At 49.2% G+C, this 5,124-nt stretch carries 4 protein-coding genes; 1 reads left to right on the top strand and 3 read right to left on the bottom strand.

Annotated features, from left to right (window positions below; genetic code table 11):
* The first annotated feature begins 2 nt into the window (after positions 1-2).
* Positions 3-3,125 carry an isoleucine--tRNA ligase gene (locus HA494_01390; protein NHV96433.1) on the top strand — a complete coding sequence of 1,041 codons (3,123 nt, stop codon included), beginning with the start codon at positions 3-5 and terminating at the stop codon, positions 3,123-3,125.
* Here HA494_01390 and HA494_01385 read toward each other — a convergent pair whose 3' ends face one another.
* The 3 genes from HA494_01385 to HA494_01375 all read right to left on the bottom strand — a co-directional run.
* On the bottom strand, positions 3,126-3,689 hold the full coding sequence (locus HA494_01385; GenBank protein ID NHV96432.1) for an AAA family ATPase: 564 nt from the start codon (positions 3,687-3,689) through the stop codon (positions 3,126-3,128).
* A 1-nt stretch (position 3,690) separates the two neighbouring features.
* Positions 3,691-4,188 (bottom strand): QueT transporter family protein, encoded by a 498-nt coding sequence (locus tag HA494_01380; protein ID NHV96431.1) that lies wholly within the window; start codon positions 4,186-4,188, stop codon positions 3,691-3,693.
* A gap of 139 nt (positions 4,189-4,327) precedes the next feature.
* Positions 4,328-5,124 (bottom strand): hypothetical protein (locus HA494_01375; GenBank protein NHV96430.1); only part of this gene is annotated, 797 nt, incomplete at its 5' end.

Genomic DNA, 5,124 nt, shown 5'->3' with positions numbered 1-5,124 from the left:
GTGTGAGGAGAAGATGGGAGCAGATAAAGTTACTTGAGTTAGTTAAGGCATCTAAAAGAGGCAGACCTAGGCTTGGATTTGTTGAAGGTCCTCCTACATTAAATGGCGAACCTCACATAGGCCACGTTAGGGGTAGGGTCATAAAGGATCTGTGGTTCAGGTTTATGACGCTCAGAGGCTTTGATGTCGTCTTCAGAGCTGGTTGGGACACACAAGGTCTGCCAGTCGAGCTGCAAGCTGAAAAGGAGCTCGGATTAACGGGCAGCAAGGTCGAGAACCTCAAAGCGGTCGGAGAAGAGAAGTTAGTTGAGGCGTGTAAGAAGTTGATTCACCACTATTATGAGAAGTGGCGTGAAGCGGATAGGCTCCTTGGACTCTCTTTTGATTATGAGGCTGCTTACTGGACATATAAAGATGAGTATATTGAGAGGGAGTGGCGCTACCTCGAGGAAGCATATAAGCGTGGGCTGCTAGGCGAAGGATTCAGAGTGGTCGCATACTGCCCAGGCTGCCAAACATCTCTCAGTCACGCTGAGGTCAGCCAGAGCTACGAAATGGTTACTGACCCTTCGCTCTATTATAAGGTCAAGGTGCGTGAGTTTGATGCCTATATCATCCTTTGGACCACGATGCCCTTCACGGTTGTTACAGATGTGATGGTCGGTGTTAAGCCTAATGCTGATTACTGCTTTGTTAGGGTTGGTGGTGAGAGGTGGATAGCGGGTAAAGAGAGGCTGGAGGGGTTGATGAAGGAGCTCGGTGTTGAAGAGTACCACGTAGAGGCTGTGAAGAAGGGGGCTGAGCTCGAGGGGCTGCGCTACATACACCCACTACAAGACCTCATACCGGGTCAAGCTGATCTGGACCAGAACCCGAAGGCACACGTTGTGGTGGCTGAAGAGTTTGTGGATGTAACAACCGGGTCTGGCATAGTGCACATGTCCCCTGCTAACGGTCAAGAGGATTTTGAGACAGCGGTCAAGAGGGGGCTGCCTATCTTCAACCCGATAGATGATCAAGTGAGGTTCACCGCAGAGGCTGGTGTCTTTGCTGGAATGTTTGTTAGAGACGCCGACGCTAAGGTCTGCGATTTGCTTCGTGAAAGGGGGGCGCTGCTTAAACTTGGAACGATTAGACACCCATATCCTCTCTGCTGGCGCTCGCACCATAAAATAGTCTGGCTTGCTAGGAGAGAGTACTTTTATTGGGTGGATAAGATAGGTGATCTAGCGTACGAAGCAGCCTCTAAAGTTGAGTACTTTTACGAGCCTCCTAGAAACAGGTTCCTTGAGATAATAAAGGAGAGGGTGCCTTGGTGTATATCTAGAGAGAGGGTTTGGGGTACGCCTCTACCGATCTGGGTCTGTACGGGCTGTGGGCATAAGCAAGGATATTTCAGTAGGAAGGCTATCATAGAGAACGCCCTTGAGCTACCAGATGGAGTGGACTTCGAGCTACACAGGCCTTGGATAGATCGGATAGTTATGCGGTGTCCAAAATGTGGGGGTAGGGCGCTGCGTGAGCCTTTTGTCTTAGATACTTGGCATAATAGTGGCGCTGCACCCTACGCTTCGCTTGGAGATGAATACTATGAGCTCGTCCCAGTAGCTTTTTTGTCAGAGGGGATAGATCAGACCAGAGGCTGGGCATACACGCTCTTGATTGAAAACGTGATCCTGAAGGGTGCTGCTGAAGCGCCTTACAAAGCCTTCCTATTCCAAGGACACGTTCTAGATGAGAAGGGGAACAAGATGAGCAAAAGCCTAGGGAATATTGTGGAGGCTATTGATGCGTTAAGAAGCTATCCTGTGGATGCGCTGCGCTTCTACCTTATGTGGAAGGCTTCGCCTATCGACAGCATAAACTTCTCCCCAGATGAGCTCAGAAGAAGACCTTATCAAGTTATTAGCACACTCTACCACATCCACATCTACTACCATCAAAACAGCAGCTACGACAACTACGACCCAGCAGCATATAGCGTCGAGTGGGCTAGATCAAAGGGGCTGCTGAAGCCAACCGACCTTTGGCTACTATCTAGGCTCCAGAGGCTCAAGAAGTCGGTTACTGAAGCGTTCGAGCGTGGGCGCTACCACGAGGGGCTAAGAGCCATAGAGGAGTTTCTCATCGATGATCTTAGCCAGACCTACATACCTATGACTAGAACGATAATTTGGGATGATAATCCAGAGACGCTACACGCTCGGTTTGCTGTCTACGCTGTGCTCAAAGAGGCGCTAACCTCGCTAGATATACTTCTACACCCGGTCTGCCCCTACACCACCGAATACCTCTATCTGAAGACGAAGCTCGGTCAACGTGAATCGATATTACTCGAAGAGTGGCCTAAGGTGCAGGAGGAGTATGTAGATACTCTACTTGAGGAGGAATACGAGGCTCTAAGAGAAGTCGTTTCCCTAGCTAACAGCGCAAGGATGGCTGCGAGGATAAAGAGGCGATGGCCTCTTAAGAAGGCGTTGATCTTCGCTAAGGACACGCCGGTAAGGGCTGTGAGGAAGCATATGAGCACGCTTCTAGAGATGATAAATGTCAAGGAGATCGAGGTAAGAGAGGACACCTCCGCTGCGCCTCTCGTATATGAGGTTAAGCCTAAAATGGATATGATTGGGAAGAAGTTCAGAGAAAGAGCACCTTTAATCGCTCAAGCGCTTACAAGCAACCAGACGAAAGTTGTTAATGAGATCAGATCTAAGGGATATGTTGAAGTTGAAGTGGGGGGAGCTAAGTATGTGGTTGACAAAGAGATGGTGGTTATAGACGCAAAGCCTCAACAAGGATACACCTACGCCTCCGACAATGAGGTGATGCTCTTCCTAACCGTAGAGAGGGATAAGGATCTGATGGCTGAAGGCATGCTTAGAGACATAGCCCGTAGGATACAGGCACTTAGGAAGGAGATGGGCTACAACCCAACACAAATCCTTACTTCAGCGAAGATCTGTGGGCTCAGTGAAGAGTGGGTCTCTGCGCTCACACCTTTACTCGATAGACTAGCCTATTTGGTTAGGGTGAGGGAAGCAGAGTTTGTCAAAGAAGCTGATCCAAGATACAGTTGGTCTGAGTCTGAAGTCGATGGTTTAACGATAAAGATAGCCTTGAAGTGATTAAGGAAAATACTTTTTGAGCAGACCTTTCTCAGCAACTCCAGGGAGCCAATCAATCTTAGGTCGATTTAAAGGATCTCTCCCTTGAATTACATTTATGATCTCGTCAACTGTTTCCTCTACGCTCCTATTTGTGGTATCGTGCTCGCTAACCTTATCAACACCAAACGCTTTAATCGCCTCAGCTGCTACAACACCCAGCACCTCAGCAGCAACATTCTCCCTAATCTTAGCCTCACTATATCCTCTTGCAGCCAGCCTCGCCTCTAAGACCTCTGGTGCACACCTGAGGAGTATCGCCAACTCCACCTCATCTCGCTTTAGAACCGATGGTAGGAGGTGTCCGCTTAGGATTAGACGCTTCCCCTCGATCATTGGGAGAAGGATCTTACGTAGTCTACTTGTTGAGATTATGTATTCGCCTTCTTCTCTACCCACTGCAGCACCCTTCGCTATGGCTACATCATTTACATCTAAATACTCTAACCGCATCCTCGAAGCTAGGGCGCGTGCAACCGTCTTCTTACCTGTGCCCGGAGAGCCCACTATTGCTATCACACCCATCTTACTTTACCATCCGGATCTTCAGCGCTTTCAGCACGAGGTAGCCAACGATGTTTATTGAAACGGTAGACCCTATCAAGACACTTACGATAGGAATCTCCCACAAGGGGGAATCTAAAGGTATCTGAGCGAGCCACGTAATATACCCGCCTACGATCACGCTAACAATAACGTTGGCAGATGCGCAACCTAGAAGCCAAGACCCTCTGAAGTGTGTTTCTGCGATCTTCATAGCTACGTAGGAGGCGACGAAGTTGGCTGCGGTGCCGCCTAAAATATCCACTATACCGAATGGGCTACCCAAAGCGTTTGCCACAAGATTGCCCAAAGTTACACCCACGACCACAGGCCAGCCGAGCAGTATAGATAGGGGGATCAGCGCATCAGCGACCCTAACCTGAAGTACACCAAAGCTCATCGGAGCAAGCAGCAGAACACCAACCGCATAGAGCGCAGCGAATAAGGAAGCCTCTGCAACAAACCTATTTCTATTCTTCACACCACCACCTCCTAACCCGGGGTTTATTAGGCGGAACGGGTGGAGGTGCCCCCACTCACCCGCCTACCACACACCCTCTTTTCACACATTATTAAACGTTTGTTAGCGGTGAAGCGCCTTCTTGGCTGCTATTAACTCATCAGAAGTTGGTGCTCCTTGCTAGTTCACTCCCTAGGCAGAGGTTTCTTAGCTTAGCGAAGGCCACTGCTCTGCTTCGGGTTCTTAGCCCGCAATCCGGGTTCACATAGACCCTCTTTGGGTCTTCGAGCACCTTCGCTGCGTAGAGTATGCGGTCTCTGATAAGATCTGGTGGCTCGATGCTATCAACGTGAACATCAACCACACCAACCCCAATTTCCCTTTTATCTCCGTATTCTTTAAAGAGGTTTAGGGCTTGGTATCCCACTCTACTCTCCTTATCTAAGCCTAGTCTGGTTGTGTCTCTGTTAGCAAACTCCAGCGTGAATTGGCTGCACTTCATGTCCAATGCGTCTGGGAAGAGTGATCGGTACTGGTTTCCGCTGTAGCAGATGTGCACAGTTATCTTAGCCTCGACACCAGCTACTGCCTCATTAAACGCCTCCACAAACATTCTGGTCTCCTTTGGATGTGTGGTTGCTGCTGGTTCATCTATTTGAATCACCTTTGCCCCGGCTGAGGCTAGGTCAATAAGTAGGGGTCTGATGACGCTCTTGGCTAGATCGAACACAAGATCCTCTTTGCTCTGGTAGTATTCGTTGTAGGACCAGTCGGCAAGCGTATAGGGTCCGGTTACAGGTATCTTCACCATCCTCCTAGCGTGCTGAGCTACGAACTTGAATTCGTCAAGATGATATGGTCCTAGGTATGTGACCCTATCCACAACTCTAGCCTTTCTGTAGTATCTGTTGTCAAAAGATCTTACCCAACCCGCTAGCTTGAAGCCTCCGACATTCT

The organism is Nitrososphaerota archaeon (assembly GCA_011605775.1).
Classification (GTDB): domain Archaea; phylum Thermoproteota; class Nitrososphaeria; order Nitrososphaerales; family JAAOZN01; genus JAAOZN01.
This window is presented reverse-complemented; position numbering and strand designations above follow the sequence as displayed.